Source organism: Bacillus vallismortis, assembly GCF_040784915.1.
In the GTDB taxonomy this organism is placed as follows: domain Bacteria; phylum Bacillota; class Bacilli; order Bacillales; family Bacillaceae; genus Bacillus; species Bacillus subtilis_G.
On sequence record NZ_CP160797.1, the window covers coordinates 1,494,976 to 1,520,488 of the forward strand.

Consider the following 25,513-nt stretch of genomic DNA (forward strand, 5'->3'; position numbering starts at 1 on the left):
TATTTTACATGAGGAGTGTGTCAATGTACATGAGCAAGAAGGCTAAGGTTCCTAATATATCTGACCAAGATTATTATAGTATTAGTCAACTAACTTATCGAGATGAGTATTTGAAAAAACATTTCTCGAAAAAAATACCCGTTAAGATTAATTCAGGAAAACAATATTTTATAGATAAAATCAAAAAAGACCCAGACACAGGGCTAGATGTATACGTATTTGTCCAAGCCAAGAAAAAAGAAGGCAAATGGGTAAAACCAAAAGAACCAGAAAATGTTGTCGTAGGTTTTCAAGGAACAAATCAGGAACAAATTAAAGCTGATGTTATAAGTGCAGATGGCGGAAACGTAGTAATGGGCAAAGATCCGAAAAAGAAAGTCCAATACATAATGAAAAAAGATGCATCTGAAAACTCTAAAGCTATTGCCAAGTATAACGGCAGTATGGAACAAGCAATGATGATTAAGAGCGGAGAATACAAAATTGTCACTAAGACATCCCAATTTGATCAGGGTGATAAGCTCGTTGCCAATGAAGTGAAGAAGTATGCTGGTACTAACACAGTGATTTCGACAACAGGTCACTCACTTGGAGGAGCAGATGCGGAATACGCTGGTGTAAACAACGACGTTTACAGTGTGGCTTTTAACAACCCTTCCATCGTTAAGCTGCATGATGAAGAAACACAGAAGAAAATCAGAAATGGCGAATTTGATTTGTATCACAAAGCAATCATTAATCCTGATGATATGGTGGGTTCGGGCTGGTTTTTAGAATACGACCGACACAACGGAACAACTATATACACGAAAGACCCAAGCATCGCCCGCCAAGATCGTGCTAACCGGCTTAATACGTCTCTGGGGATTCCCGGTGTTTTAGGGAGTCTTATTACCTCCTTCTATGGCCAAGCATTTGCAAAAAATCCTGATACTCATAGTTTAAATGATTCGAACTTTAAGTTTGATAAGAATGGTCATATCCAAAGTGTTGATGGCAGAAACGGAGTGTATAACCAGAATATCGAATCGTTCTCATCTTATTCAGGTATGAATGGACAAACCATTAAAGTGGATGCTAAGTATGCAAAAGAACTGGCTAAACGTTTACAGGCAGCTATCGAAGACTTAAAAACAAAGAAACAAGCAATTGAACAATTCCCTCATGATCACAGCAAAATGGTTTATGACGTAAAATCAATTTGCGGGAAGAGATTAGGAGAATTCAAGGATCTAGATCCAAGCGATGTTGATAAAGCTGTATTGTTTCATGCACCTTATGTGAAAGAGGGGGCAGCATTTTATGACTCAGAAGAGCATTATCAAACTGAGGCTTCTCTTCACTACTTGATAAGAGATTTAGAGGATATCAGTGAGTTCATTGTTAAAATGGCTGAGGATTTAAAAGATAAGGATAATGAACTAGCAAGCTGGTTACGGTTGTAAGGGGGATTTAAATTGCCATATGGAGTTAATATGGATGCAGATGAGTTTTATAGACGGTTGCAACAAAATGAAGAATTAAAAAAACTGGTAGGTGCAAGTCTAAAAACCCATTGTCAAAATCTAAAAGAAGACACAAAAAACGCATCAGATTTTTCTTCAGCGGAACAGGTTATTGCCGAGGTGTATGTTGCTTTACTCTCTTCATTTGAAGGGAAAGCGAAAGAAGCGTTAGTACAAAGGCTTAATGAAAATGCGACTATGTTGACAAATGCCATAGAGAACAGAAGTGCTTTTTTGAGAAGTATTAAGGCTAAATAATTGAAATAACCCCCTTCACTATAGATGTGAACCAAGAGGCGGAATTTCCATTGACCCGTACACAAACTACGGAAAGCCGGGAACGAAGTATGAGAAAATGGCTGAATACCGTATGATGAATCATGATTTGTATCCGGAGACGGTTGATAATCGATAATGAATCCAAATGTTATGTCATAGACGTGTGTAATAGCACGTCTATTTTTTTGTTGCTCAAAGTACCCCAATTCGTCTTTTTTGAATTTTTATTTCCTTAATATTGAAATCGGATTATAATATGGAAAAGGGGGCTGCTGATGAAAAAATTATTGGTTTGTATGTTGTTATGTCTTGCGCTAAGTTTGAATGTCCAAACTACGATTGCATTGGCTGCTAAGGATGAAACAAAAGTCAGTTTTATTATGACAAAAGATCAAACTGGTTTTTTTATAGCAAACCATAATAACCCTTATGATCCAGGATGGCTCTATTACAGATTTACAATATTGAATGCAGAAGGGTGCACGCTTACCATGAAAATGCAGAGGATGACATTAGGCGGAGATTTTATTACGATAAGTGAGAAAGCGTTTACTGGCAACCATTTTGATTATAGCGCCGCCGATTATATACCGGGAACCAAGTTGAGAAACCATTACTTGGACATTACGAAAGGATCTGGCTGCGGAGATGTTAGCATCGAAGGCTATTACGGTGCTGAATATGAGGGGACTGACTGATTGTCAATCAAGGCGAGCAAAAGAGCTTGGCTCGATTAAAGGCGGGTTTTTGTCAGACAAATGAGTATCTTCGCCTATTATATATCAACAACATGATCCGAGAGGAAAAAGGTGAACGTCCGCTATCTTGTATCCGTATCTGCACTGCCGAGCACATATCTTTTCATTTTATCCTAAAAACCATGTCCTAAAACCGTATTCATTGATGGGACTTATGTAAAAAAAGACGAGTGAATCCGGGGGAATTCCACTCGCCGCTTTCTCATGAAAAGACGGGATGCTGGATGGCAGCTCGTCTGTTTTATTATAATTTATCGAACATACGTTTGTGAAGGTGTCTTTTCTAAAGAAATGGGTAACATAACTGTTGTCAGAACAGATTCATTGTAAACGTTCGCTAAGGTATGCTAAGATGCATGGACTTTAAAGGAGTGATACGAAGTGAAGACATTGCGATTAAACGATGTAACGCTAGAAATGGATGCATATAAAGTGGAAAGCGAGCCGAAGCGCAAAATCGCTTTCACCCTAAATGTTACGAGTGAGACTTACCACGATATCGCTGTCCTGTTATATGATAAAACGTTCAACGTCGAGGTTCCTGACGAGAATCTTGCCTTCCGGGGTGAAATCACAAATTACTCAACGTCAATGACCAACCTGTATGAATCAGGATCCGTCAGTGAGTTCCATATAGAAATAACGGAAACAGACCAAAACGCCGATTCATAATCAGTGTTTTTTATGTAAAAAAGCTGCCGGCCGGCAGCTTTTGAGAAAGCGAATTTCATATGTAAGGTGTCTAATTGTCGGTCTTGCAGTTTTTGCGAATGAATGTGGGAGATTAGGAGGTTTTATAGGAGTCTCTGATGATCTTATAATTCTTATGATTAACAACTGTCAATGAATCTAACTCAAGATCCCGGTAGTTATCCATAATCGTCACATCAACGATTACAGAATTCTCATTTACTTTTTCAACAACACCGGTTAATCCATTTTTAAATTCAATGACGTTTCCAACCTTAGCGATTTTCACAAGCTTCCTCTCCTTTTAACATAATAATGCCTTTTGAAAGTATTTTGCAGTATTTTCATTAAGAAGTAAAGCGATAAGGAGTTTTATCTCCCTAATGAATTGTCCTGAGGCGATAAAGATGATATATTGATTTTCGTCAAAAAAAAGAAAGGGGGGAATTTTCGTTGCGTCCCGAAGAGATAATACAAATGATTGAACAGCTGCGAACCGGCGCAATAAACGAACTGAGAGTCCAGAAGGAGCATTTCCTGGATTTCAGGGCCGTGTTATCCAAACAAGATGATTTTAAACATTTCCGAGGAATTGCCCAGCAAGGTGGAGATGTGATATTTCAATACTTAGAACAGCCAAGAAGCTGAAGGTTTCTCAATTGTGAGAAGCCTTTTTATCATATATGACAGGATAAAGGCTCTTTATTACACGAAGCTGTAACAGGCGTAAATAAAATGTAAAACGCCAAAAATGGATAAACATGTTTCTGATTGACAATATTTATAGAATTTCAGGCTGTTTTTCTTCCATTAACAAGCCTGTCATCCGGTATATTCCATCCTGATGCCTCCTTGGGAGAGTTGGAAAATCTTTTTCCGTGAAAATGAATTGATCTCTTGTTAAGGTTATGAAGTGTTTTTTGAGCACTTTAAGGAGGAAACTGTATGACGACGAAATTCACTGCTCTGGCTGTTTTTCTTCTTTGTTTCATGCCTACAGCAAAAATTGAACATACACAAGCTTCACTAATGAGCACAAAGAAGACAAAACAAGAAGCCAAATGGCTTACACATATAGAACGAGACACAGACAGATCTTTCCCTTCACTGTCTGCTGATAAGGACGAGAAAAAAATAAAACCGATCAAGCTATCAGCAAACACTGAAAAGAAAGAGAAAGACAAGCCAGCCAAAACAAATGAAAAGAAAGAAACATATACTCATTCTGAAAAAGATTTGCTGTCCCGTCTCGTACACGCAGAGGCAAAAGGAGAATCATATAAAGGCAAGGTCGCTGTAGCAAGCGTTGTGCTGAACAGAACAGAGAAAAAAGGTTTTCCTGATACCATAAGAGACGTGATTTATCAGACAAACGCCTTTGAACCGGTTTCAAACGGAAGCATTAATCAAAAGCCTGATAAAGATTCAATTGCCGCTGCCGAAGAAGCGCTGTCCTCAGAAAATAGAGAAACAGATGCCGTATTTTTTTATAATCCGAAAACAGCGTCAGATGATTGGATTCGCTCAAGAAAAATTGTAGAAAGAATCGGCAGGCACGTTTTTGCCATCTAAGCATAGAATAGACAATTAGTCTCTTCTATGCTTTTTTTTATATAAAGAGTAAAAATAAAATAATTTTTGAACTTGTCTCATATGATGTTGGTAGTACAAGAGACAAGGAGAGACATCATGAATCGATTTGTGAAAGGGATCATTCTTTTATCCATTGCCGCCTTTTTCGCTGAATGCCTTGAATTTGTCGTGAATATGATTTTGGCGCGGGAGCTTGGCGAGCATGGGATGGGGCTTTACATGAGTATATTGCCTACGATTTTTTTAATTATCGTCATCGCAAGCTTGGAACTGCCGATTTCGATTTCTAAATTCATTGCCGAATCAAACCCTAAGCTACATGAAAGCATGCTGAGGCACGCTTTCAGAATGACAGCCGTTTTTACAGCGTTTTCTACTGCCGCCGCCAGTATTGCGCTTCCGTTTATTCCCGTATTTGATACATACCACCCGTTTATTAAAGGGATTGTCGTTGGCTTAATTCCTATTGTCGCTTTTACTTCAATCGCCAGAGGCTACTTTATGGGTGTGCAAAAAATGGGAAAGATCGCAATCGCCAATGCGCTGAAAAAAATCATTCAGCTCCTGTGCTTATTCCTCTTTTTTCAATGGTACTCATTCGAGTTGGACATGGCCGTGCTGATTTCCTTGTTTGTCCTAGTCGTGAGTGACGTGGTCGTGCTTGTTTATTTATATTCACAATTTATCATGGCGAGGCGGGCGGTATCCGGCCAGCAGCACATTCATTTGCGCGGAAAGGATGTAAGGAAAAGACTGCTTGCCGTTTCAATTCCTACAACAGGACTGCGTATTTTTCATGCCGTTGTCAATGCGATTGAACCCTTTTTAGTAAAAGGGGCGCTTTTGGCAGCGGGCGTTGCCGGGACAGCGGCGATTGATCAATACGGAATGCTCGCCGGTGTGGCTGTAACAATAGGTTCGTTCCCCGCTTTTATTGCCCATTCGTTAATGGTTGTCATGATACCGAATATTTCCGAAGCTTATGCGCTTTCACAGTATGACATCGTATTAAAAAGGCTGAAGCAGTCGATTTTTATTACACTTGGCTATGGTATACCGGCTGTCTGGATCATGTTTCAGTTTGCAGGACCCCTGACACATTTGTTTTTTCACTCTCCTGAAGCGCAGTATTACTTGCAGCTGTTGTGGCCATACTTTCTCTTTCATCTGTTTGTCATGCCGCTGCAGGCGTGCTTAATCGGGATGGGGTTTGTGAAAGAAGCTTTTTATCACAATGTATGGAGTCATATCGTTGCGCTAAGTATGATGTATGTGCTGGGATCAATGGAGAATCTGCAAATGCTCGGTATTATCCTAGGGATGAACACCGGCATGATTTTGCTGACGAGCCTGCACTATGCCACGATCTGCAAAGCGCTGCGAGTATCTGTTTTCCTTACAGGAGGAAACAGAACGCCGCGAATTGAAGGATGATAAAGAAAAAGCGGGGCAAGCTAATTGAAAAGCATGAAAGGAAGATTCCATGTTGACGAAGCGTTTGCTTACTGTATGCCTTATGTTATTGGGGATGATTGCGTTTTTTCCCGATGTGGCAGCCGCTGAGGATAAACAGCCTGCAGTTCCCGCTGTTTTTCTTATGAAAACAATAGAAGGGGAGGATATCTCGATCCCGAATAAAGGACAAAAAACGATCCTGCATTTTTGGACATCGTGGTGTCCGCCCTGCAAAAAGGAGCTTCCCCAGTTTCAATCATATTATGATGCCCATCAAACAGACAGTGTAAAGCTGATAACGGTGAATTTAGTGAACGCCGAACAAAATCAGCAAACCGTTGAAGACTTTATTAAAGCAAACAAGCTGACATTTCCGATTGTTCTTGATTCAAAAGGAGAATTGATGAAGGAATATCATATCATAACGATCCCAACTTCGTTTATGCTGAATGAAAAGGGCGAAATTGAAAAAACAAAAGTAGGCCCGATGACGGCAGAACAACTGAAAGAATGGACGGAAGAATAGCTGAGAGCATAAACTCTCAGCTTTTTTCATATCATGACGAATTGGATAAACATTAATGATAATTATTATCAAAAAGAAATTAAAATAATTATAATTGAAATTCTCTTCGTGCGTGCTATAATAAAGGAAGACATCGAGAAATAATTGACGATAAAGCTGCCTTATGGGCGGCAATTTTGTTTTTATAAGGGAAATGAAGATGATTTGCGTTCTCAATTAGAGAGGGGAATTTAATATGAATGAACAGGTTATCGCTCAACACGATCCGCACGAGCCATTAAAAACAGAACAGAGAGAAAAAAACTGGGCGCAGCATGCCGAGCTTATTGCAGCACTCGTGTCAGGCGCTCTTATTTTGGCCGGATGGCTTTTATCCGGACATCAAGTATTATCAGTAACGCTTTACTTGCTGGCTTTTGTGATCGGCGGGTTTGCTAAAGCAAAGGAAGGAATCGAAGAAACGTTCGAATCCAAAACACTGAATGTAGAACTTTTAATGATTTTCGCTGCCATTGGTTCCGCCGTGATCGGATATTGGGCAGAGGGTGCTATTTTAATATTTATTTTTTCCTTAAGCGGAGCTTTAGAAACATACACGATGCATAAAAGCAGCAGAGATTTAACTTCTTTGATGCAGCTTGAGCCAGAAGAAGCGACACTGATGGTCAATGGCGAAACCAAAAGAGTTGCGGTTTCCGACTTGCAGGCCGGTGATATGATTGTGATCAAACCTGGAGAACGAGTAGCGGCAGACGGTGTCATTGAATCGGGCTCAACAAGCCTTGATGAGTCAGCATTAACAGGTGAGTCAATGCCTGTGGAAAAAAACACCGGTGACGCTGTATTTACGGGGACTGTGAATCGCAACGGCTCCTTGACCGTCCGTGTCACAAAAGCAAATGAAGATTCGTTATTCAGAAAAATCATCAAACTGGTTGAATCTGCGCAAAGCAGTGTTTCACCCGCGCAGGCTTTCATCGAACGATTTGAAAATGCTTATGTAAAAGGTGTGCTGATTGCGGTGGGGCTCTTGTTATTCGTGCCGCACTTTACGCTGGGGTGGAGCTGGAGTGAAACCTTCTACCGCGCAATGGTGTTTATGGTTGTCGCCTCACCTTGTGCGCTTGTCGCCTCTATTATGCCGGCGGCGCTTTCCTTGATTTCAAATGGCGCCCGCAACGGTATGCTTGTAAAAGGAAGCGTCTTTCTTGAGCAGCTGGGCTCTGTGCAAATGATCGCCTTTGACAAAACGGGCACTGTAACAAAAGGCCAGCCTGCCGTTGAAACTCTTAGAATCGCAGAAGGATTCAGCGAAACGGAGGTTCTAGAGGCCGTCTATGCCATCGAAACACAATCAAGCCATCCGCTCGCTCAAGCCATAACAGCGTACGCTGAAAGCCGCGGCGTGAATCAGCCCGGCTACATATCTATAGAAGAAACATCAGGGTTTGGTGTTATGGCAGAAGTGTCGGGCGCGAAATGGAAGATCGGTAAAGCGGGTTTTATCGGCGAGGAAAAGGCAGCACAATTTATAAATCAAACAGCATCAGAAGTCATTCAAAGCGGCCAAACGGTTGTATTTGTGAAAAAGGATGATCAAATAGCGGGCTGTATCGCACTGAAAGATCAAATCAGGACTGAAGCAAAAGAGGTCATGGAAGAATTGAACCGACTAGGGATTAAAACGGCGATGCTGACAGGAGATCATGAGGATACGGCTCAAGCAATAGCGAAGGAAGCCGGAATGACAACTGTTGCGGCAGAGTGCCTGCCTGACCAAAAAGTGAATGAGATCAAACGATTAAAAGAAGAATTCGGAACGATTGCAATGGTCGGTGACGGAATCAATGATGCGCCGGCCCTTAAAGCGGCGGATATTGGCATTGCAATGGGCGGCGGGACAGATGTCGCTCTTGAGACCGCTGATATGGTCCTCATGCAAAATGATTTGAAAAAACTTGTTAACATGTGCCGCTTGTCACGGAAAATGAACAGGATTGTCAAACAAAATATCGTGTTCTCTCTAGCTGTGATCTGCCTGCTGATTTGTGCAAACTTTTTACAGGTGATGGAATTGCCATTTGGCGTGATTGGTCATGAGGGAAGTACAATCTTGGTGATATTGAACGGATTAAGGCTTTTAAAATAAAAACAGCAGTCCAATCGGGCTGCTGTTTTTTTATGGATTAAATGTTACCTTCTTTTTTGTCTTGATCAGATCTTTTCGTAACCATGATAAGCGCAAGGATGCAGCAAAGGAAACCCGCTGCACAGCCTATGATCGAGCTGTAATAATAAAAGCCGGCCATCTTCATACCGATAAAAGGAGCCGAAATCCCCAAAACCGTTAAGAGCATGACTGCTTTTCGTCTGAAAAAATTCATCAGCAAAACGAACAACTCCCTGCGATTGAACTCTACTGTCAGTATACAGGATGAGGGGAAGGAAATAAAATGGATCGGAAAATGAAGGCCCCGCGAAAGGCAAACACCTGTAAAACCTGTTACAATGGAAGACAGAACGATGCATTGAAATGGCAAGGAGGACAAGAAGTGAATAGAATACAACGCGTCTCTTCATGGCTGAAGGAACAGAGGCATACTGCCGCATTTATTCATACGAAAGAAAATGTTTTTTACTTAACCGGTTTTTACACAGAACCGCATGAAAGATTGATGGGTTTATTTATTTTTCAAGAAGAGGAGCCTTTCTTTGTGTGTCCCGGTATGGAAGCAGACCAGGCCCGCAACGCAGGCTGGAATTATGAAATCATTGGCTATGCGGATCACGAAAATCCGTGGGAGCTGATAGAGAAAGCCTTGAAAAAGCGAAATATCAGCATACATACACTAGCAGTAGAAAAGGATTCGATTTCACTATCACGCGCAGATCAGCTGAAGCATTCTGCCGGCGGGGCTCAGTTTGTATCAGCTGAAGAAACACTTAACCAATTTCGCCTGATTAAAGACGACAAGGAAATACGTTTGCTGAAAGAGGCGGCGAAGCTTGCTGATTACGGTGTTGAAGTTGGCGCAGCCGCTTTGCGTGAAGGCATTAGTGAAGTGGAAGTGCTCGCTCAAATCGAGTATGAGCTGAAGAAAAAAGGAATCCAGGGCATGTCATTCTCCACAATGGTTTTATTCGGAACAAAATCAGGCCAGCCCCACGGAAACCCGGGTTCAGCCACATTGAAGAAAGGTGATTTTGTTTTATTTGATCTCGGTGTTATTCTTGACGGCTACTGCTCTGATATTTCAAGAACGTTTGCATACAAGACCATCAATCCGAAGCAAGAGGAGATTTATGAGACGGTGCTTCAAGCGGAAAAAGCCGCAATGGAGGCAAGTAAACCCGGTGTCAGAATCGGCGATCTTGATTTAACTGCCCGAGGAATCATTGAAAAAGCGGGATACGGAGATTATTTTCCTCACCGGCTGGGGCACGGACTTGGGATTTCTGTCCATGAGTACCCATCAATGAGCCAAGCCAACGATACATTGTTGCAGGAAGGCATGGTCTACACGATCGAACCGGGGATTTATGTGCCTGAGATCGGCGGCGTGCGCATTGAGGATGACGTTCATGTAACAAAGGACGGAGCGGTTGCTCTGACCCAATATCCAAAGGAATTAATCATACTGCCGTAACAGGAAATAAAAAAGGACTTTGTTCTCGACATCGTCCTTTTTTGTCTACATTAAATAAAAAAATCATCAAATGTTCGAAATGGTTTAATTTCATGTTTTTGGTCGAGAGGTTTTACAGCAAGGCAGCTGCCGCCAAGAACAGTCAGACATAACCCGATTAAAATGAAGAAACCCATGTAATCTTCTCCTTTCAGCTGAAAACATAAAATATGTCTGGTATGTTCATATCATATTGTATGAAACGCATTCCAGATCAAGGGGATTTAGAAAGAAGGGAATCTATGGCTAATATTAAAGACATTGCAGAAAAAGCCGGTGTCTCCGTTACAACGGTTTCCCGAGTCATAAACAATCATCCTTACGTCAGTGAAGACAAAAGAAATAGAGTGCTTGAGGCAATGGAAGCATTGGCGTACGCGAGAAATATTCACGCTGTGCATTTATCGAAAGGATTTTCAAATATGATTGGCGTTGTCTTGCCGACGATTAATCTCCCTTATTTTGCAGAGCTGATTGCAGGGATAGCCGACGCAGCCGCGGAATCCGGAATTCACCTCTCTTTATTCCAAACAAACTATGATGTGGAGAAAGAAATTTTTGCGCTGTCCCAGTTAAAGCAACGGCAGGTTGACGGGTTGATTTTTTGTTCGAAATCGCTTGCTGATGAGAAGCTCATCGAATGGGAGGGCCCGATATTGCTTTGCCAGAATTCAGATATCGGCCGTTTTCCAACCATCAGCATTCCTCACCACCAAGCATTCAGGTGCGGCTTGGACTATTTAATTACCAAAGGGCATAAAAAAATAGCAATCTGTTTGGCAAGAAAAAAGGGCATGAACAGCCATTTTCGAATCAAAGCCTATAAAGAAGCATTGGAAGAGATCGGAGAGGCCTTTCATGAAGACTGGGTGATTGAGAAAGCGATTACAATCAATGATGGAAAGGCGCTTTTTCATAAGTGGAAAAAGTGGAAGGAAAAACCGACGGCTATTTTTGTTGCCAATGATCAAGTGTCAGCAGGGCTTTTACTTGAAGCAAAGGCCCAGCGGATATCGGTACCGGATGAGCTTGCCATCTTAAGCGTTGATAACCATGAAATCAGTCAATCGCTTGGTGTCACAACGATCGATATTCAAACAAAAGAAATGGGAAAGCAGGCGTTTGCCATGCTGGAAAAAAGAATTCAGGGACAGCCGATTGAGAGGAAAGTTCTCGATTACCGCCTCATCGAAAGATCGACTGTTTAGTGAAGCATCGAAAAAAGGTTTGACGTGCATTCCGTTCGTTATGTACGATATGAGGTATTGAATGACAAAGGAGCTGAGGATCGTGAATGGGTCCTTTACAGTGAAAAAGGTACTGAATAATAACGTATTAATTGCTTCTCATCATAAATACAGCGAAGTCGTTTTAATCGGAAAAGGTATTGGTTTCGGAAAAAAACAAGATGATGTCATTGAAGATAAAGGCTACGAAAAAATGTTCATTTTAAAGGACGAGAAGGAACAAAAACAGTTTAAAAAGCTCCTTGACTATGTTGATGAAAAGCTCGTTGATATTTCAAACGATGTCATCTATCACATCAGCAACAGGACGAACCACTCATTAAATGAACATATTCACATTGCGCTGACAGATCATATCGCATTTGCGATCAAAAGACAGCAGCAGGGCTTTGATATGAAAAATCCATTTTTAATGGAGACTCAGTCACTATATCCTGATGAATACCAAATAGCCAAAGAAGTCATAGAAATGATCAATGAAAAAGCGGGAATCTGTCTTCCGGAGGGGGAGATCGGTTTTATTGCCCTGCATATCCATTCGGCCCTGACAAACCGTCCGCTGTCCGAAGTCAATCAGCACTCGCAGCTGATGGCGCAGCTTGTCGAGGTGATTGAAGACTCATTTCAAATGAAAGTAAACAAGGAAAGTGTCCACTATTTGCGGCTGATCCGGCATATCAGATTTACTATAGAAAGAATTAAAAAAGAAGAACCGACTAAAGAACCAGAAAAATTAATGTTGTTATTGAAAAATGAATATCCACTATGCTACAATACAGCTTGGAAATTGATTAAAATCTTGCAGCAAACATTGAAGAAACCAGTTCATGAGGCGGAAGCGGTTTATCTGACGCTTCATCTGTACCGATTAACCAATAAAATTTCATAAATTCAGTTTATCCTTATAACGTGTTACTGATCCGATCAGGCATGAGTGATTGAGGGGAAAAAACGGGAAGTCTATTCTCGTTCTTTTGTGCACCCGATTTTGCTCATGCCCTTTTTGTTGTGTAAAAGGGCAAATGTAAACGGTTAAACTGGGAGACTTACGCCTGTGAATTCGTTGTCATGATTTTTAGCTGTAAGGTCAGACTAGTAAAAAGAGGAGGTCAATTCTTATGTTTAAAGCATTATTCGGCGTTCTTCAAAAAATCGGGCGTGCGCTTATGCTTCCAGTTGCGATCCTTCCGGCTGCGGGTATCTTGCTTGCGATCGGAAATGCGATGCAAAATAAGGACATGATTGAAGTCCTGCATTTCTTGAGCAATGACAATGTCCAGCTCGTAGCAGGTGTTATGGAAAGCGCTGGACAGATTGTTTTTGATAATCTTCCGCTTCTATTCGCAGTAGGTGTAGCCATCGGGCTTGCCAACGGTGATGGAGTTGCAGGGATTGCTGCAATTATCGGTTATCTGGTGATGAACGTATCCATGAGTGCGGTTCTTGTTGCAAACGGAACCATTCCTTCCGATTCAATCGAAAGAGCCAAGTTCTTCACGGAAAACCATCCTGCATATGTAAACATGCTTGGTATACCTACCTTGGCGACAGGCGTGTTCGGCGGTATTATCGTCGGTGTGTTAGCGGCATTATTATTCAACAGATTTTACACAATTGAACTGCCGCAATATCTTGGTTTCTTTGCGGGTAAACGTTTCGTTCCAATTGTTACGTCAATTTCTGCACTGATTCTGGGTCTTATTATGTTAGTGATCTGGCCTCCGATCCAGCATGGATTGAATTCCTTTTCAACAGGATTAGTGGAAGCGAATCCAACCCTTGCTGCATTTATCTTCGGGGTGATCGAACGCTCACTTATTCCATTCGGTTTGCATCACATTTTCTATTCGCCGTTCTGGTATGAATTCTTCAGCTATAAGAGTGCTGCCGGAGAAATCATCCGCGGGGATCAGCGTATCTTTATGGCGCAGATTAAAGACGGCGTACAGTTAACAGCAGGTACGTTCATGACAGGTAAATATCCATTTATGATGTTCGGTCTGCCTGCTGCGGCGCTTGCGATTTATCATGAAGCAAAACCGAAAAACAAAAAACTCGTTGCAGGTATTATGGGTTCAGCGGCCTTGACATCCTTCTTAACAGGGATCACAGAGCCATTGGAATTCTCATTCCTATTCGTTGCCCCTATCTTGTTTGCGATTCACTGTGTGTTCGCGGGACTTTCATTCATGGTCATGCAGCTGTTGAATGTTAAGATTGGTATGACATTCTCCGGCGGTTTAATTGACTACTTCCTATTCGGTATTTTACCGAACCGGACGGCATGGTGGCTTGTCATTCCTGTCGGCTTAGCGATTGCGGTCATTTACTACTTCGGGTTCCGATTTGCCATCCGCAAATTTAATCTGAAAACACCTGGACGCGAGGATGCTGCGGCTGAAACTGCATCTACTGGGAAAACAGGTGAAGCTGGAGATCTTCCTTATGAGATCCTGCAGGCAATGGGTGACCAGGAAAATATCAAACACCTTGATGCTTGTATCACTCGTCTGCGTGTGACTGTAAACGATCAGAAAAAGGTTGATAAAGACCGTCTGAAACAGCTTGGCGCTTCCGGCGTGCTGGAAGTCGGCAACAACATTCAGGCTATTTTCGGACCTCGTTCTGACGGTTTAAAAACACAAATGCAAGATATCATTGCGGGACGCAAGCCAAGACCTGAACCGACAACATCTGCTCAAGAAGAAGTAAGTCAGCAGGTTGAGGAAGTCATTGCAGAACCGCTGCAAAATGAAATCGGCGAGGAAGTTTTCGTTTCTCCGATTGCCGGAGAAATTCACCCGATTACTGATGTTCCTGACCAAGTGTTCTCAGGAAAAATGATGGGTGACGGTTTTGCGGTTCTCCCTTCAGAAGGTATTGTCGTATCACCGGTTCGAGGAAAAATTCTAAATGTGTTCCCGACGAAACATGCGATCGGCCTGCAATCAGACGGCGGAAGAGAAATTTTGATCCACTTTGGTATTGATACTGTCAGCCTGAAGGGCGAAGGATTTACGTCTTTCGTATCAGAAGGAGACCGCGTTGAGCCTGGACAGAAACTTCTTGAAGTTGATCTGGACGCAGTCAAACCAAATGTACCGTCTCTTATGACACCGATTGTGTTTACGAACCTTGCTGAAGGCGAAACAGTCAGCATTAAGGCAAGCGGCTCAGTCAACAGAGAACAAGAAGAAATTGTGAAGATTGAAAAATAAGGTGTTAGTACGCTGTGCTTGTCAGATGACAAGTACGGCTGTATGATATAATATTGTGAAGTAATATAGCTTTAAGTTAAAAGGAGAATGATAAAAATGGCACAAAAAACATTTAAAGTAACTGCAGATTCTGGAATCCACGCTCGTCCTGCGACAGTTCTTGTACAAACTGCAAGCAAATACGACGCTGACGTGAATTTAGAATATAACGGCAAAACAGTAAACCTTAAATCTATTATGGGTGTTATGTCTCTAGGTATCGCTAAAGGTGCTGAGATCACAATCTCTGCTACTGGCGCTGACGAAAACGATGCTCTTAACGCTTTAGAAGAAACAATGAAAAGCGAAGGACTCGGCGAGTAATGCAAGAATTAAAAGGGATTGGCGCTTCAGCCGGCATCGCGATTGCAAAAGCGTACCGGCTTGAAGAGCCAGATTTAACGGTTGAAAAGAAAAACATCTCTGATTCTGAAGCGGAAGTAAGCCGTTTTGATGAAGCGATTGCACGTTCAAAAGAAGAGCTCGAAAAAATCAAAGAGCACGCTCTGAAAGAACTTGGTCAGGATAAAGCTGACATTTTTTCTGCTCACCTTTTAGTTCTCAGTGACCCTGAGCTTCTAAACCCTGTGAAAGAAAAAATCAGCACTGATTCAGTGAACGCTGAATTCGCTTTAAAAGAAACGTCTTCTATGTTCGTTACTATGTTTGAATCAATGGACAACGAATATATGAAAGAGCGTGCGGCTGATATCCGTGACGTAACAAAACGCGTAACCGGCCACCTGCTTGGCGTCGAAATTCCAAACCCGAGCATGATCTCAGAAGAGGTTATTATTATAGCTGAAGACTTAACACCGTCTGACACAGCTCAATTAAACCGTGAGTTCGTAAAAGGATTCACAACTGATATCGGCGGACGCACATCTCACTCTGCCATCATGGCGCGTTCTCTTGAGATTCCTGCAGTTGTTGGTACGAAAGCGGCTACAGGCACGATCCAAAACGGCGTAACTGTTATCGTTGACGGTATTAATGGCGATGTCATTATCGACCCATCTGCGGAAACTGTAAAAGAGTATGAGGAAAAACATAATGCTTATTTGGCTCAAAAAGCTGAATGGGCGAAGCTTGTCAATGAACCGACTGTCTCAAAAGACGGACATCATGTAGAGCTTGCAGCGAACATCGGGACTCCTGATGATGTGAAAGGCGTTCTTGAAAATGGCGGGGAAGCAGTTGGCCTTTACCGTACAGAATTCCTTTACATGGGAAGAGATCAGCTGCCTACAGAAGATGAGCAGTTTGATGCATATAAAACGGTTCTTGAGCGTATGGAAGGAAAATCAGTTGTCGTGCGGACACTTGATATCGGCGGAGACAAAGAGCTTCCTTACCTGCATCTTCCTAAAGAAATGAACCCGTTCTTGGGATACAGAGCGATTCGTCTTTGCCTTGAAGAGCAAGAAATCTTCAGAACACAGCTTCGCGCGCTGCTTCGTGCAAGTACATACGGAAACCTGAAAATCATGTTCCCTATGATTGCGACAGTTAACGAATTTAAAGAAGCAAAAGCGATCCTTCTTGAAGAAAAAGAAAAGCTTGTCAAAGCGGGACAGACTGTATCTGACGATATTGAAGTCGGTATGATGGTTGAAATTCCGTCAACTGCAGTCATCGCTGATCAGTTTGCTAAAGAAGTTGATTTTTTCAGTATTGGAACAAACGATTTGATTCAATACACAATGGCTGCTGACCGTATGAATGAGCGTGTATCTTATCTGTATCAGCCATACAACCCTGCAATCCTTCGCTTGATTACACTCGTAATTGAAGCGGCACACAAAGAAGGAAAATGGGTTGGCATGTGCGGAGAAATGGCAGGAGACGAAATTGCGATCCCGATCCTTCTCGGCTTAGGCTTAGATGAGTTCTCAATGAGCGCAACTTCTATCCTTCCGGCAAGAACACAAATCAGCAAATTGTCTAAACAAGAAGCTGAGTCATTCAAAGAGAAAATTTTATCTATGAGCACGACAGAAGAAGTTGTCGCGTTCGTAAAAGAAACATTCAAGTAATGTATATAAAAACCAGACGGCCCTTCGGCCTGTCTGGTTTTTTTCATAAGCAAGGGTATAGAAGGGCACAATAACATGGCGAGGAGGGATAGTATGTCAAACCAATTTAACGCAGGAGATACAGTGTACGTGATCTACAGAAATCCGCACGCCGCCAATGTTGCCCATATTAAGGAAGCCGAAATTATGCACCATCCATACCATGAAGGTGAGCTTTCCCTGTTTATTTTTGAAACTTATCATCCGTTTGCAGAGGATGATGCTGTGTTTGCAAGCTATGAAGAAGCGAAATCACTTTACAAAGAACTATTTGATATCGATCCATACGAGTAACAAGGAAATCATTACAACTCATATCCTTTCCGTCTTATGAGAAAAGTAACGGTAGTAAAGGAAAAGGATGTGGCATTATGCAGAACCCATTTGTTCCGCAACTTGTTTATATTGAACCGAGAGCGCTGGAATATCCGCTGGCCCAAGAATTACAGGATAAATTTGAGAACATGGGCATTGAAATCAGAGAAACGACATCCCACAATCAGGTGCGTAATATTCCAGGGAAAAATCATCTTCAGCAATATCGCAACGCGAAATCAACTTTAGTCATCGGTGTCAGAAAAACATTAAAGTTTGACTCTTCCAAACCCTCGGCTGAATACGCCATTCCGTTTGCCACAGGCTGTATGGGGCATTGCCATTACTGCTACCTGCAAACAACCATGGGGTCAAAGCCGTATATTAGAACCTATGTAAACGTTGAAGAGATATTAGACCAGGCTGATAAGTATATGAAGGAGCGCGCGCCGGAGTTCACAAGGTTTGAAGCCTCATGTACGTCAGACATAGTAGGAATTGATCATCTGACACACTCGCTGAAGCACGCCATTGAACATTTTGGACAAAGTGAGCTCGGAAAGCTCAGATTTGTAACGAAATTTCATCATGTCGATCACCTATTAGACGCAAAGCATAACGGGAAAACGAGATTCAGATTCAGTATTAATGCCGACTATGTGATTAAAAACTTTGAGCCGGGAACCTCACCTCTTGATAAACGGATAGAAGCCGCAGTAAAAGTGGCAAAAGCAGGATATCCGCTAGGCTTTATTGTTGCACCGATTTATATTCATGAAGGCTGGGAAGAAGGATACAGACATTTGTTTGAAAAACTTGATGCTGCTTTGCCGCAGGATGTCAGACATGATATTACGTTTGAATTAATTCAGCACCGTTTTACAAAGCCGGCCAAACGAGTGATTGAGAAGAATTATCCTAAGACAAAGCTCGAATTAGATGAAGAAAAGCGACGTTATAAATGGGGCCGTTACGGAATCGGGAAATATATTTATCAGAAAGATGAAGAGCATGATCTTCGGGAAAAGCTTGAATCCTATATTGATACTTATTTCCCTAATGCGAAAATCGAATATTTCACTTAAACGGGCTGTGATGATGAACAGCTCGCTTTTTTATAAAAAGGATTTTTTCATTTCATTAAAACGCCGAAATTCAATGATTCTTTATCCTCTAAATTATTGCCGACTAGACGAATCGGTGAACGGCCGCAATGAGGGAGAAAGAACAGCATAGGGCCTTTTTTCCTGCATCCATCACATCTTCAACGTATCGTACAGCGCTGATCTCGTGTGCGTATTTATGATAAAAAGGAATACGCCCGCCGCCTAGAAGGCGCTCGAGCCGTTTGTCAACAGTCAGCTCATACATCGTGTTCATCAGCCATTTTCCGATTCCAAGCTTCCGATACTGAGGAGAAACTGAAATATCCACTACATATAAAGGATTTCCATGAGGATCATGATTTTTAATTGATCCGCTGTCTGTCGCGCGCCCTCCGGAAAGGTTTTGATGTGGTGTCAAGCTGTTCCTCTGACCACAACAATTCTTCAGAAAACGGAGGAGGAAAACAATCTTTTTGAAGAAATCAGACCTTTTATGTCAGTCTCTGAATAGTTTCTGATGGAAGAGCCTCAAATTTTCTGCCGTTGTGCACGTACATTGTTTTCGTATGATCATCACCCTCCGTATGTTGTTTTCATTATATATAAGTCTGAATTCTCAATAAATATATTTCGATGTTCATATAATTTATTTTTTTGATTATTCATTTTTCAAACGAAAGGGCCGATATAGAAATTAGGAGGGGATTGGTTTGTTTAAAAAACTTCATATAAAGATTGCTGTTTTTGTTTCGATCATGTTAATTGTCACAGTTGTTCTTTTAATGCTGTCTTCTTATCTGACGCTGAAACCGATGATTACAGAGGATGGGAAAAATACAACTCAAAACGTGACGCAGTCACTTGAACAAAATATTGAATTGCAATTAAAGAGTTATGCCATATCGTTATCGAGATTGGCTAATGGGGAATTAACTCGTACATTTGTAACAAAACCAAGTAAAGAAGCTTCTCGGCTGTTTAACGATGATATTAAACAAATCAAAGATAACGATGATTATGTTGCGATGGCTTACATAGGCACCGCAAAAAAAGAAATGTTTACATATCCGAAAGCCGATTTTGCTGATGATTATGATCCGACATCGAGACCATGGTATAAGCTTGCAGCTGAAACCCCGGACCAAGTCGTTTGGACGGAACCTTATCAAGATGTCGTGACAGGAGATATGATTGTCACAGCATCAAAAGCGGTTCTTGACGGGCAAAAAGTGATGGGGGTTGCCAGCTACGATTTGAAACTCTCTGCCATCCAGAGCATGGTCAATAAGCAAAAGGTGCCTTACAAGGGATTTGCCTTTTTAGCTGATGCGAGCGGCAATCTTTTAGCACACCCGTCAAACCAAGGAAAAAACATATCAAAGGATCAAACACTGAAAACCATTGCATCTGAGAAAAAAGGGATACAGGATGAAAATGGTAAAATGATTGTGTACCAAACGATTGGTGAAACGGGCTGGAAAGTCGGAACGCAATTTGATACCGATAAATTAATGTGGATTTCCGATAAAATGAATCGGGCGAATCTTTGGATATCATTGATTGCGCTTATCGCTACGATCATTCTCAGCTACTTCCTGGCCAAAACGATAACCGGTCCGATACAGCAGCTGATCGCAAAAACGAAGGCAGTTTCCGAAGGCGATTTAACCGTTCATGCTGAATCAAAATCCAAGGATGAAGTCGGGATTTTAACAAGAGATTTTAATCAGATGGTTGAAAATATGAAGGATATGGTTGAACAAGTGAGACTATCTTCAGGGAAAGTATCTGATACCTCTGAGCAGTTAACAGTGGTCTCTGCGGAAACCAATGAAACAAGCGGACAAATTGCAAAAGCGATTGAAGAAGTAGCCGCAGGGGCATCAGAGCAGGCTTCTGAAGTAGAGACTATTAACGAAAAATCAGAAAGTCTGTCAACTAAAATCAGACAAATTGCTGCGGAGGCAGGCGGAATGAAAGAACGCTCAAAATCGTCTGAGAATGCAAGCTATAAAGGACTTGACGCGCTCGGCCAGCTGCTGATGAAGTCAAACGAAGCCAACACGGAAACGAAAAAGGTTGAAACGATGCTGCTTGATTTAGAAAATCAAACAAAGAATATCGAAGAAGTCGTTACAGCTATTTCAAATATTTCTGATCAAACGAACTTGCTTGCTTTAAATGCCAGCATTGAGGCAGCCAGAGCCGGAGAAAGCGGACGCGGCTTTGCCGTCGTAGCTGAAGAAGTGAGAAAGCTTGCCGAGCAATCAGCGCTTTCTACAAAGCATATCAGCGAGACTGTGAAGCTTATCCAGGTTGAGACGAAAGAGGCCTCTCACGCAATGGTTGAGGCAAGCAGAATGAATGATGAACAAAACAGTGCCATTCATGAGACAGGAGAGGTATTAAACACGATTACTGTGGAAATGCAGTCACTGGTTCAAGGCATTGATCACATTTACGAAGAAATTCAAAGAATGAGTGAAGAGCAGCTCGCGATTTCTGAAGCGATTCAAAGTATTTCGGCCATATCACAGGAATCGGCAGCTGCAGCAGAGGAAGTGAATGCATCGACTGATGAACAGCTGATCACCCTTGATAAAGTCAAACACTCAACGGAAACATTAAAGCATGCAAGCCAAGAGCTAATGAGCACAATTACGAAATTCACATTGTAATCCAATTAAATCCCCAAAAAACTTGGGGATTTTTTTATTTTAAGAGTTACTATAAGATAAATAGATATGGTAGTCTAGAAAATGAAGGAAATATGATAAATTTTAACTAAAATCAAAACGAAACATCTGGGAGGAATGACCTTGAAAAAAACAATTGGTTTTATCGGTCTTGGAGTGATGGGAAAAAGCATGGCATCACATATTCTGAATGACGGCCATCCTGTATTGGTGTATACCCGGACAAAAGAAAAAGCAGACAGCATACTGCAAAAAGGCGCAGTATGGAAAGAAACAGTCAAAGATCTTTCAAAAGAAGCGGATGTTATCATCACAATGGTCGGCTATCCCAGTGATGTTGAAGAAGTGTATTTTGGAAGCGACGGAATTATTGAAAACGCAAAAGAAGGCGCGTATCTCATTGATATGACCACATCTAAACCTTCGCTTGCGAAGAAGATTGCTGAAGCAGCCAAAGAAAAAGCATTGTTCGCTTTAGATGCCCCTGTTTCCGGCGGAGATATCGGTGCACAAAACGGAACACTCGCGATTATGGTTGGCGGAGAAAAAGATGCATTTGAAGCCTGCATGCCGATTTTCTCTTTAATGGGAGAAAATATTCAATATCAAGGACCGGCTGGAAGCGGACAGCATACCAAAATGTGTAATCAGATTGCAATCGCAGCCGGCATGATCGGTGTGGCGGAAGCGATGGCATATGCTCAAAAATCAGGCCTGCAGCCGGAAAATGTCCTGAAAAGCATCACAACGGGCGCAGCCGGAAGCTGGTCATTGTCAAATCTTGCTCCCCGTATGCTGCAAGACAACTTTGAACCGGGTTTTTATGTGAAGCATTTTATTAAAGATATGGGAATTGCGTTGGAGGAAGCGGAATTAATGGGAGAAGAAATGCCAGGCTTGTCCCTTGCGAAATCCTTATATGACAAGCTCGCTGCACAAGGCGAAGAAAACAGCGGGACTCAAAGTATATATAAGCTTTGGGTGAAATGAAAAAAGATTGCCTGTACGGTACAGGCAATCTTTTTTGTATTATTTTCCGATAAATTGCTGTGTCCAGATGCTTCCGGACTCAACGTAACCGACACCAATATGAGTAAAGTTAGCGTTTAGAATGTTTTTTCTGTGTCCTTCACTGTTCATCCAAGCTTTTACTACTTCTTCTGGCGTTTTTTGACCCTTAGCGATGTTTTCACCTGCTGTTTTGTAGCTGATACCGAAAGATTTCATCATATCAAACGGTGAGCCGTAAGTTGGGCTTTGGTGGTCAAAATAGTTCTTGTCTTTCATATCTTGAGATTTTGCGCGTGCAGATTTGCTTAACGTTTCATCAATTTGAAGCGGCTTTAAGCCTTGTTTTTGTCTTTCTGCATTTGTAAGCTCAACAACTTTTTTCTCATACGCGCTTACAGATGAAGGCGCAGATGTTGTTTTGTTTGTTTTTTCAGCAGCTGCAGGTGCTTTAGCAGCAGTATTTTGTTCAGTAGCAGGTGCTTTTTTTGTAGTTTTTTGCGCAGGTTTTGCAGTCTCTGTCTTTTGAACATCCTGAATGTTCATGTTAGACTGCTTCGCATGTTTTTGAAGAAGCTGCTTAAGCTCTTTTTCATTTGCAGCGTTTAATGTTTTGATATTTGTTTTAATATGAAGTTTTTTTACTATATCGTTAAGAGACATGTTTTGCACTGTGTTCCCCATTTTCACCTTTACCACATGCTGGCAGGAGAGTTCTTTCGCTGATGCTTGCTGTACGCCCCCGAATGTGAATAATCCAACCGCAGCGGCAGCAGATAAAATAAATGCTTTCTTCATTAGTTCATAACCTCCTAGAGTTGTTTGTTGCTACAAAAAAATCATAACATAGCTTTTTTGTCATAAAGTATCCATCACTTCCCTTTGACAAAGAGAGATTGTCATTTTTGTAACCAATGTGTGCTGAATCCTTGAAAAGCAGGGAATCAGCTGCAAATCATGTTTTATCACACTGTTACATGTATTCCTTTTTTTTGAATCGTTAGTTAAATTTAAATATGCTTTTATATTGACAGCTTTTTTTATCCCTTTTTGCTGTAACAACTATTACAAAGGTGTTACAATTAATCTCAGTATATGTAAATATATTGAATGATTTGAGAGGGGTAACCAGAAGTGACTGAAATAGGACGTGAACCAAAGAAAAAGAGCAAAGGAAACAGAGCCATCAGAATGAACCTTTTTTTCCTTGCTGTCTTTCTTCTATTCACTGCATTAATCTTTAAGCTTGGCGTTGTTCAAATTGTTGAAGGCGAACAGCATGAACAAGACGCTGAGATAGCAAATGCAAAAACAGCGTATTATCCCGCGCCTCGAGGGAAGATGTATGACAGAAATCAGAAAGTTGCTGTCGATAACCAGAGCGTACCTGAAATTGTCTATGTTTCAACATCGAGCACAAAAACAGAGGATAAAATCAAAACAGCGAAGAAGCTTGCTGCTTTCATTCATATTGATACTGAATTTTTGAAGGATAGAGATTTGCGTGATTACTGGATCGCATCCCATCCGAAAAAAGCTGCCGCTCTGCTTAAGGAATCTGAAAGCGATCTAAAAGGGGCTGAGGCTTACAAGCTCCAAATTGAGCGTGTTTCGGATGAAGATTTGAAGGCTATTCAGCGAAATGACGAAGAAATGGAAATCGCAGCGATATATACAAGGTTTTCAAGCGGTAATGCTTACGAACCTCAAATCGTAAAGGCGATGAACCCAAATGAAAGCAACAGCAATGGAAAAAACGGAACGCTGCTTGATGAGAAGAAAAGCTCCAGCCAAAGACCAAAAAATGACTTAACATATGATGAAATTTCAATTGTTTCTGAGCATTTAGAAGAGCTTCCGGGGATTGACATTGTAAACGATTGGACACGAAAATATCCTTATGACAAAACCCTCTATTCCGTTTTCGGAGGCGTCACAACACCTGAACAGGGCCTGCTGAGCGACCGGAAAGATTTCTACTTAACAAGAGGCTATGCGAATAATGACAGAGTGGGGAAAAGTTATTTAGAGTATCAATATGAAGACTACTTAAATTCCCATAAAGAAAAAGTGCAATACGTAGAAGACAATAAAGGAAATGTCGTCAGCCAAAAAACCATTGATAAAGGCAGCAGGGGATACGATCTACGGCTTTCTTTCGATATGGAGCTTCAGGCAAAGATAGAAAAAATTATTGAAGAAGAAGTGAGAAACAGCCGTGCACGCGGAAACTATATGCTTGACCGGGCCTTTGTTGTGATGATGGATCCGAATAACGGCGATATTTTGTCGATGGCAGGAAAAAAGATAGATTTAGAAACAAATAAAGTTCAAGATTATGCAATAGGAGCATTCACAACCCAATATGAAATGGGTTCAGCAGTAAAGGGTGCGACTGTACTTGCCGGCTATCAGGACGGGATTCCGCATTATAAATATTTCTTTGATGGGCCGATGTATTTAGGAACAAATCTCATAAAAAAATCCTATACCAACATGGGAACGATCAATGAATTAACCGCTTTGCAAAAAAGCTCTAACGTATATATGTTTAATGTCGCCATGCACATTGCAGGTGTAACATATAAGCCGCATGGACCTCTGCCTGCTGATCAGAAGGATTTGAATAAAATGAGAAATTATTACAGTCAGTTTGGCCTGGGTGTAAAGACAGGTATTGATCTGCCTCAGGAATCAGCCGGTATGCAAACCACGCCTGAAACTGTAGGGGGGTTAATTTTAGACTTGGCAATCGGCCAATACGATACATACACACCGCTTCAAATGGCGCAGTACATCTCATCCATTGCTAATGGAGGCTACCGTATTCAGCCAAGAATTGTTACAAGTGTTCATGAGCCCAGCAATAAAGACGGCCTCGGAAAAACAATTGAACAACGAAAGCCAAATATTCTCAATAAAATTAACAATACAGACAGTGACATACAGCAGGTAAAGACCGGAATGAAATTAGTTACCGCTTCAGGGACTGCTAAAAATACGTTTACAGAAGATGTTTCTGGAAAAACAGGAACAGCGGAAACATTTTACTACGGTACGAACCGTAATTGGTGGGGGAAAAAAACATATAACCTAACTTTTGTAGGCTATTACCCGTCGAAAAATCCAAAAGTGGCTTTCAGTGTTGTTGTACCTTCTGTAGCAAACGACCACGATCCAATTAACAAACTCATTGCCAAAAGAGCTATTCACGCTTACGCAGAGCTCGAAAAGAAACACAATAAAAAGTAAAAAGAGGGTGCACATCTGAAAGATTGTGCGCCCTTTCATTTATTCAAAAATTGACGTTCACTATA

General features: G+C 41.5%; 24 protein-coding genes and 2 pseudogenes. 21 read left to right on the forward strand and 5 right to left on the reverse strand.

Annotation, left to right across the window (positions count from 1 at the left end; translation table 11 throughout):
- The first annotated feature begins 29 nt into the window (after positions 1 to 29).
- The 5 genes and pseudogenes from ABZM97_RS07585 to ABZM97_RS07605 all read left to right on the forward strand — a co-directional run bounded on the left by ABZM97_RS07585 (position 30) and on the right by ABZM97_RS07605 (position 3,214).
- The gene (locus ABZM97_RS07585) at positions 30 to 1,445 is read left to right on the forward strand and encodes a lipase (protein WP_253269158.1); all 1,416 of its coding nucleotides are present in this window, start codon (positions 30 to 32) and stop codon (positions 1,443 to 1,445) included.
- Positions 1,446 to 1,457: 12 nt separating this feature from the next.
- A complete protein-coding gene (locus tag ABZM97_RS07590; protein WP_087990998.1) occupies positions 1,458 to 1,763 on the forward strand; it encodes a hypothetical protein in 306 nt (101 codons plus the stop codon).
- A 31-nt stretch (positions 1,764 to 1,794) separates the two neighbouring features.
- A pseudogene (locus ABZM97_RS07595) lies at positions 1,795 to 1,920 on the forward strand (NADPH-dependent 7-cyano-7-deazaguanine reductase QueF); the annotation flags it as partial.
- 139 nt (positions 1,921 to 2,059) lie between these two features.
- On the forward strand, positions 2,060 to 2,482 hold the full coding sequence (locus ABZM97_RS07600) for a hypothetical protein (RefSeq protein ID WP_087990999.1): 423 nt from the start codon (positions 2,060 to 2,062) through the stop codon (positions 2,480 to 2,482).
- Positions 2,483 to 2,923: 441 nt separating this feature from the next.
- Positions 2,924 to 3,214: a DUF3219 family protein gene (locus tag ABZM97_RS07605; RefSeq protein ID WP_202328601.1), complete on the forward strand. Its 291-nt coding sequence runs from the start codon at positions 2,924 to 2,926 to the stop codon at positions 3,212 to 3,214.
- Positions 3,215 to 3,326: 112 nt separating this feature from the next.
- Here the strand turns inward: ABZM97_RS07605 and ABZM97_RS07610 are convergent, their stop codons facing one another.
- The gene (locus tag ABZM97_RS07610) at positions 3,327 to 3,521 is read right to left on the reverse strand and encodes a YkvS family protein (protein ID WP_010328531.1); all 195 of its coding nucleotides are present in this window, start codon (positions 3,519 to 3,521) and stop codon (positions 3,327 to 3,329) included.
- A 164-nt stretch (positions 3,522 to 3,685) separates the two neighbouring features.
- Between ABZM97_RS07610 and ABZM97_RS07615 the strand changes: the two genes are divergently transcribed.
- The 5 genes from ABZM97_RS07615 to pfeT all read left to right on the forward strand — a co-directional run bounded on the left by ABZM97_RS07615 (position 3,686) and on the right by pfeT (position 8,955).
- A complete protein-coding gene (locus tag ABZM97_RS07615; protein ID WP_087991001.1) occupies positions 3,686 to 3,880 on the forward strand; it encodes a hypothetical protein in 195 nt (64 codons plus the stop codon).
- 297 nt (positions 3,881 to 4,177) lie between these two features.
- Positions 4,178 to 4,804, forward strand: a complete 627-nt coding sequence (locus ABZM97_RS07620) for a cell wall hydrolase (protein ID WP_087991002.1) — start codon at positions 4,178 to 4,180, stop codon at positions 4,802 to 4,804.
- 117 nt (positions 4,805 to 4,921) lie between these two features.
- Positions 4,922 to 6,259 (forward strand): sporulation protein YkvU, encoded by a 1,338-nt coding sequence (gene ykvU / locus ABZM97_RS07625; RefSeq protein WP_087991003.1) that lies wholly within the window; start codon positions 4,922 to 4,924, stop codon positions 6,257 to 6,259.
- A gap of 49 nt (positions 6,260 to 6,308) precedes the next feature.
- On the forward strand, positions 6,309 to 6,806 hold the full coding sequence (stoA, locus tag ABZM97_RS07630; protein WP_087991004.1) for an endospore biogenesis thiol-disulfide oxidoreductase StoA: 498 nt from the start codon (positions 6,309 to 6,311) through the stop codon (positions 6,804 to 6,806).
- Positions 6,807 to 7,041: 235 nt separating this feature from the next.
- Entirely contained in the window at positions 7,042 to 8,955 is a 1,914-nt protein-coding gene (pfeT, locus tag ABZM97_RS07635) for a metal-transporting ATPase PfeT (RefSeq protein ID WP_087991005.1), read from the forward strand.
- 37 nt (positions 8,956 to 8,992) lie between these two features.
- Here pfeT and ABZM97_RS07640 read toward each other — a convergent pair whose 3' ends face one another.
- Positions 8,993 to 9,196: a hypothetical protein gene (locus tag ABZM97_RS07640; protein ID WP_087991006.1), complete on the reverse strand. Its 204-nt coding sequence runs from the start codon at positions 9,194 to 9,196 to the stop codon at positions 8,993 to 8,995.
- Between the two features lie 162 nt (positions 9,197 to 9,358).
- Here ABZM97_RS07640 and papB point away from each other — a divergent pair, with 162 nt between their 5' ends.
- Positions 9,359 to 10,453: a di/tri-peptidase gene (papB, locus tag ABZM97_RS07645; protein ID WP_087991046.1), complete on the forward strand. Its 1,095-nt coding sequence runs from the start codon at positions 9,359 to 9,361 to the stop codon at positions 10,451 to 10,453.
- A gap of 50 nt (positions 10,454 to 10,503) precedes the next feature.
- Here the strand turns inward: papB and ABZM97_RS07650 are convergent, their stop codons facing one another.
- Positions 10,504 to 10,629: a hypothetical protein gene (locus ABZM97_RS07650; protein WP_277986990.1), complete on the reverse strand. Its 126-nt coding sequence runs from the start codon at positions 10,627 to 10,629 to the stop codon at positions 10,504 to 10,506.
- Positions 10,630 to 10,734: 105 nt separating this feature from the next.
- Between ABZM97_RS07650 and ABZM97_RS07655 the strand changes: the two genes are divergently transcribed.
- The 7 genes from ABZM97_RS07655 to splB all read left to right on the forward strand — a co-directional run bounded on the left by ABZM97_RS07655 (position 10,735) and on the right by splB (position 18,471).
- Positions 10,735 to 11,700, forward strand: coding sequence for a LacI family DNA-binding transcriptional regulator (locus ABZM97_RS07655; RefSeq protein WP_087991007.1), 966 nt, complete (start codon positions 10,735 to 10,737; stop codon positions 11,698 to 11,700).
- A 61-nt stretch (positions 11,701 to 11,761) separates the two neighbouring features.
- The gene (gene glcT, locus ABZM97_RS07660) at positions 11,762 to 12,628 is read left to right on the forward strand and encodes a ptsGHI operon transcription antiterminator GlcT (RefSeq protein ID WP_087991008.1); all 867 of its coding nucleotides are present in this window, start codon (positions 11,762 to 11,764) and stop codon (positions 12,626 to 12,628) included.
- A 229-nt stretch (positions 12,629 to 12,857) separates the two neighbouring features.
- The gene (gene ptsG, locus ABZM97_RS07665; RefSeq protein ID WP_087991009.1) at positions 12,858 to 14,957 is read left to right on the forward strand and encodes a PTS glucose transporter subunit IIABC; all 2,100 of its coding nucleotides are present in this window, start codon (positions 12,858 to 12,860) and stop codon (positions 14,955 to 14,957) included.
- A 96-nt stretch (positions 14,958 to 15,053) separates the two neighbouring features.
- Positions 15,054 to 15,320, forward strand: coding sequence for a phosphocarrier protein HPr (locus ABZM97_RS07670; protein WP_003218637.1), 267 nt, complete (start codon positions 15,054 to 15,056; stop codon positions 15,318 to 15,320).
- Positions 15,320 to 17,032, forward strand: a complete 1,713-nt coding sequence (gene ptsP, locus ABZM97_RS07675; protein ID WP_087991010.1) for a phosphoenolpyruvate--protein phosphotransferase — start codon at positions 15,320 to 15,322, stop codon at positions 17,030 to 17,032. Before ABZM97_RS07670 ends, ptsP begins: the two co-directional genes overlap by 1 nt.
- 93 nt (positions 17,033 to 17,125) lie before the next feature.
- A complete protein-coding gene (gene splA / locus ABZM97_RS07680) occupies positions 17,126 to 17,365 on the forward strand; it encodes a splAB operon transcriptional regulator SplA (RefSeq protein ID WP_087991011.1) in 240 nt (79 codons plus the stop codon).
- Between the two features lie 77 nt (positions 17,366 to 17,442).
- Positions 17,443 to 18,471 (forward strand): spore photoproduct lyase, encoded by a 1,029-nt coding sequence (gene splB / locus ABZM97_RS07685; RefSeq protein ID WP_087991012.1) that lies wholly within the window; start codon positions 17,443 to 17,445, stop codon positions 18,469 to 18,471.
- Positions 18,472 to 18,518: 47 nt separating this feature from the next.
- On the opposite strand, the pseudogene ABZM97_RS07690 reads toward splB, so the two are convergent.
- Positions 18,519 to 19,049, reverse strand: a pseudogene (locus tag ABZM97_RS07690) (GNAT family N-acetyltransferase).
- A gap of 153 nt (positions 19,050 to 19,202) precedes the next feature.
- On the opposite strand from ABZM97_RS07690, the gene mcpC reads away from it, so the two are divergent.
- Both mcpC and ABZM97_RS07700 read left to right on the forward strand, forming a co-directional pair.
- The gene (gene mcpC, locus ABZM97_RS07695; RefSeq protein ID WP_202328610.1) at positions 19,203 to 21,170 is read left to right on the forward strand and encodes a methyl-accepting chemotaxis protein McpC; all 1,968 of its coding nucleotides are present in this window, start codon (positions 19,203 to 19,205) and stop codon (positions 21,168 to 21,170) included.
- Between the two features lie 141 nt (positions 21,171 to 21,311).
- On the forward strand, positions 21,312 to 22,178 hold the full coding sequence (locus ABZM97_RS07700; RefSeq protein ID WP_087991014.1) for an NAD(P)-dependent oxidoreductase: 867 nt from the start codon (positions 21,312 to 21,314) through the stop codon (positions 22,176 to 22,178).
- Positions 22,179 to 22,217: 39 nt separating this feature from the next.
- Here ABZM97_RS07700 and ABZM97_RS07705 read toward each other — a convergent pair whose 3' ends face one another.
- Positions 22,218 to 22,994: a CAP domain-containing protein gene (locus ABZM97_RS07705; protein WP_367387369.1), complete on the reverse strand. Its 777-nt coding sequence runs from the start codon at positions 22,992 to 22,994 to the stop codon at positions 22,218 to 22,220.
- Between the two features lie 336 nt (positions 22,995 to 23,330).
- Between ABZM97_RS07705 and ABZM97_RS07710 the strand changes: the two genes are divergently transcribed.
- Entirely contained in the window at positions 23,331 to 25,448 is a 2,118-nt protein-coding gene (locus tag ABZM97_RS07710) for a penicillin-binding protein 2 (RefSeq protein ID WP_141113383.1), read from the forward strand.
- Positions 25,449 to 25,513 lie beyond the last annotated feature (65 nt).

Excerpts from the sequence above, each read along its gene's own strand:
- stoA (WP_087991004.1), top strand. The coding sequence starts at position 6,309 with ATGTTGACGAAGCGTTTGCTTACTGTATGCCTTATGTTATTGGGGATG.
- splA (WP_087991011.1), top strand. The coding sequence starts at position 17,126 with ATGTCAAACCAATTTAACGCAGGAGATACAGTGTACGTGATCTACAGA.
- ptsP (WP_087991010.1), top strand. The coding sequence starts at position 15,320 with ATGCAAGAATTAAAAGGGATTGGCGCTTCAGCCGGCATCGCGATTGCA.
- ABZM97_RS07670 (WP_003218637.1), top strand. The coding sequence starts at position 15,054 with ATGGCACAAAAAACATTTAAAGTAACTGCAGATTCTGGAATCCACGCT.
- ABZM97_RS07650 (WP_277986990.1), bottom strand. The coding sequence starts at position 10,629 with ATGGGTTTCTTCATTTTAATCGGGTTATGTCTGACTGTTCTTGGCGGC.
- ABZM97_RS07705 (WP_367387369.1), bottom strand. The coding sequence starts at position 22,994 with ATGAAGAAAGCATTTATTTTATCTGCTGCCGCTGCGGTTGGATTATTC.
- splB (WP_087991012.1), top strand. The coding sequence starts at position 17,443 with ATGCAGAACCCATTTGTTCCGCAACTTGTTTATATTGAACCGAGAGCG.
- ABZM97_RS07655 (WP_087991007.1), top strand. The coding sequence starts at position 10,735 with ATGGCTAATATTAAAGACATTGCAGAAAAAGCCGGTGTCTCCGTTACA.
- ABZM97_RS07600 (WP_087990999.1), top strand. The coding sequence starts at position 2,060 with ATGAAAAAATTATTGGTTTGTATGTTGTTATGTCTTGCGCTAAGTTTG.
- ABZM97_RS07585 (WP_253269158.1), top strand. The coding sequence starts at position 30 with ATGAGCAAGAAGGCTAAGGTTCCTAATATATCTGACCAAGATTATTAT.
- ykvU (WP_087991003.1), top strand. The coding sequence starts at position 4,922 with ATGAATCGATTTGTGAAAGGGATCATTCTTTTATCCATTGCCGCCTTT.
- ABZM97_RS07620 (WP_087991002.1), top strand. The coding sequence starts at position 4,178 with ATGACGACGAAATTCACTGCTCTGGCTGTTTTTCTTCTTTGTTTCATG.
- glcT (WP_087991008.1), top strand. The coding sequence starts at position 11,762 with ATGACAAAGGAGCTGAGGATCGTGAATGGGTCCTTTACAGTGAAAAAG.
- pfeT (WP_087991005.1), top strand. The coding sequence starts at position 7,042 with ATGAATGAACAGGTTATCGCTCAACACGATCCGCACGAGCCATTAAAA.
- ptsG (WP_087991009.1), top strand. The coding sequence starts at position 12,858 with ATGTTTAAAGCATTATTCGGCGTTCTTCAAAAAATCGGGCGTGCGCTT.